The sequence below is a fragment of the Nocardia nova genome, assembly GCF_002933465.1.
Lineage (GTDB): Bacteria > Actinomycetota > Actinomycetes > Mycobacteriales > Mycobacteriaceae > Nocardia > Nocardia nova_B.
This window is the reverse complement of sequence record NZ_PSZE01000082.1, coordinates 1-1,996: the sequence shown is the minus strand read 5'-3', so window position 1 is coordinate 1,996 and position 1,996 is coordinate 1. Positions and strand designations below refer to the sequence as shown.

The following is a 1,996-nucleotide window of genomic DNA, read 5'->3' as shown; positions in this document are numbered from 1 at the left end:
AAGACGGCGTCCGGGACGTCGGCCAAGGCGCAGCAGGCGATTCAGACCGCGCTCAGCAAACTGGGTGCGCCCTACGTCTGGGGTGCCGAGGGGCCCAATCAGTTCGACTGCTCCGGCCTCACGCAGTACGCGGCGAAGTCGGCTGGAGTCAATATCCCGCGAACGGCGGACCAGCAGTACCAACAGCTGCCGAAGGTGGCGCCGAATCAGATCAGGCCTGGCGACCTGATTTTCCCCGATTCCGAATTCAACAACGGCAGCCCGGGACACGTCATGATGTACATCGGCAACGGTCGAGTGGTGGAGGCGCCGAATTCCAAATCCGTTGTGCGAGTCCAGCCGCTACCCAAGAGCTTTCACGCCAGCCGCTGGTCCTGATCGGTCTCTCAGTATCCGACGTACGAGCCGCCGCCGTGCAGATTGGCGACACCGGGCACATTGCTCACCGAACCGTAGCGGTCGATGGAGTACCGCACGCCCGCGATGATGTTGTCGACCGGATTCCAGATATCGCGATGTCCGGGCAGCGCATAAGCGTTGAACGTTGAATCGATCGTCTGCATCAGGCCTTTCGACGGATGGCCCGCCACGGCATTGCTGTCCCACAGGTTGATCGCATGCGGATTGCCGGAGGATTCGTGGGCGATGATCGTCGCGATGGCGCCCGGATCGATCCGGCTGATGTCATATCCATTCTGCGCCAGAATCTGGAGGGCCTGGTTGATCCACAGACCTGTTTCCCCGGCGGGCATCGTCGAGGGCGGCCCGGACGACCCCCACCCGCCCGCACGATGGACCACTCTCGCCGGATGTGAATCCTGCACGTACTTCGCCGCCAATGCCTCGATCCGCTGTGAATCCAGGGCCGCCGCAATCCGGCTGTGGTCCACGGTATTTCCGGCACGGGCCAGTGCGTCGCCGAGCGTGACCATCACCTGTCTCCGGCCGGCGGCGGTATTGCTCACCGGCCCGAGTGCGGTGAGCGCGGCGTCCACCTCGGCGATGATCGCCGCCATGGTGGCCCGTCCACGCGTGCTGGTGTCGACGGTGTCGCCGAGGACCCGCGACAGTTCGGCGTTGAGATCGCCGATCGCGCCGCCACGTTCGGAGCGGGCGGTATTGCTCGCGGCGTACCCGGAGCCGAGGCCGCCGTCCCAGGCGATCGGGCCGGTCGGCGCGCCGTTGCCGATCATCGGTGGTGCGTAGGGTTGCCCGGTGCCGGCGGTCGGCGTACCGGAGCCGAAGCCGGCCGCCATGGTGGTCAGGCTGGTGAGGGCCGCGATGGCCATGGGCGTCGAGGCGCTGTGGGCGGCAAGGATATCCGAGTGGACGGCGGGTGCGGCGGCAGCGGGTGCGGAGCGCGCTTGCGCGATGGCCGCCGCGGCCGAATCATTCGTCGCCGCAGCCGGTTTCGCCACCGACGGCACGGCAGGCCCGGGCGCCGGAACCGCGCTCGGGCGCTGGTTTCGTCGTTCGCGCCGATCGGCCGGTGCGGTCGTCGCCACACCGGGCCGGGTCAGCGTCCACTCGTCGGCGGGATTGTCCGAACCCGAGTGCCGCTCAGCGGATTTCGATCTCCGAGGTTCGGGTGGACGGGGCTGGGTCGGTTCCATCAGTACGCCACATAGGGCTGGCCGTTGCGTACCGCCTTGACGCCCCGCACATTGCTGACGGATCCGTAGACGTCGATCGCATAGCGGACACCGGCAACGATATTGTCCACGGGGTCGTAGATATTCTTGTGGCCCGGTGCAGCGTACTTGTCGAAATTCGGCTGGATTATCTGCATCAACCCCTTGGAGGGTGTCCCGTTTCGAGCATTGATATCGTCGTTGTTGACGGCGTCGGGGTTACCGTCGCTCTCGTAGTGGATGATGATTGCTATCGCTTCGGGATCTATCTTGCCGGTGTCGTATCCCAGTCCCTTCAACACCTGCATCGCCTGCTGAATCCATTGGCCCACAGAGCCTCCCACGGTCTTGCCGCCCGAGCCGCC

Annotated in this window: 3 protein-coding genes; 1 reads left to right on the top strand and 2 read right to left on the bottom strand. The window is 65.6% G+C overall.

All coding sequences use genetic code 11. The annotated features are described in order from the left end of the window. On the top strand, nucleotides 1-378 hold a 378-nt coding region (locus tag C5E41_RS32910), incomplete at its 5' end, for a C40 family peptidase (protein ID WP_146097792.1). 8 nt (nucleotides 379-386) lie between these two features. Here C5E41_RS32910 and C5E41_RS32905 read toward each other — a convergent pair. Then, a complete protein-coding gene (locus C5E41_RS32905; RefSeq protein WP_258081423.1) occupies nucleotides 387-1,418 on the bottom strand; it encodes a transglycosylase SLT domain-containing protein in 1,032 nt (343 codons plus the stop codon). 194 nt (nucleotides 1,419-1,612) lie between these two features. Then, on the bottom strand, nucleotides 1,613-1,996 hold a 384-nt coding region (locus C5E41_RS32900), incomplete at its 5' end, for a transglycosylase SLT domain-containing protein (RefSeq protein ID WP_181063542.1).